Origin of the sequence: Leptospira sarikeiensis (assembly GCF_004769615.1) — a bacterium.
Taxonomy (GTDB): Bacteria; Spirochaetota; Leptospiria; order Leptospirales; family Leptospiraceae; genus Leptospira_B; species Leptospira_B sarikeiensis.
Genome location: NZ_RQGF01000036.1, coordinates 1 through 664, shown reverse-complemented (window position 1 = coordinate 664; position 664 = coordinate 1). Strand labels below are relative to the sequence as shown.

At 39.6% G+C, this 664-nt stretch carries 1 protein-coding gene; it reads right to left on the bottom strand.

The window, feature by feature from the left end; translation table 11 throughout:
• Positions 1-664: hypothetical protein (locus EHQ64_RS18285; protein WP_135651249.1), on the bottom strand; the 664-nt coding region annotated here is incomplete at both ends.

The window sequence follows — 664 nt, the reverse complement described above, 5'->3', positions numbered from 1 at the left end:
TCCGTTCGGATCCAAAAGGAAGGTAAGTTGGTCCTTACGCATTAAATATTCGGATTGGAATCCTTCATAATAGGATAATAGTCGATCCGAAACTGATTTAGCTGTAGTATTACGATCTTCTAAACTAGATCTAAAAGCTTGGATAGAATTTCCGAAATTACCGAATAGTCCGTTTAAATCATTGAAAGAACTTCCCATTCCAGAAAGAACAGGAGCCCAAGCCTTAGAGCCTGTGTCTAATCCGGATCTAAGCGCAGATAGATCGTTTTTAGCACTTGTTCTTGCAGTTCCTGTCAGACTGGAATCGATTACTGTATCCCCTCTTTGGAATACATCTAGTAGGATCGTATTTAGGTAATTCGTAGTTTGATCCAAATCGCTCAGGTAAGACTGGAAGTTTCCTACACTGATCGCTCCACCTTGGATATCGTTAACAAGACCCAAGATCCGATTCGAATATTCAAGACTTCCCTTTAAAGAAGCATTTGCACTCGCATATGTTTGGTATTCTCCCGACTTATCTTTGATCAAAGAGAATCCATCTTTCATGGAAGTACTTACTGTATCCCATTCTGCGAGTAGAGATTCTAAATACGTAATCCCCTGATCCACACGATCAAGTCCAAGATAAGTAGTATCGTAAGAAGAAACAGAACCTAAACTT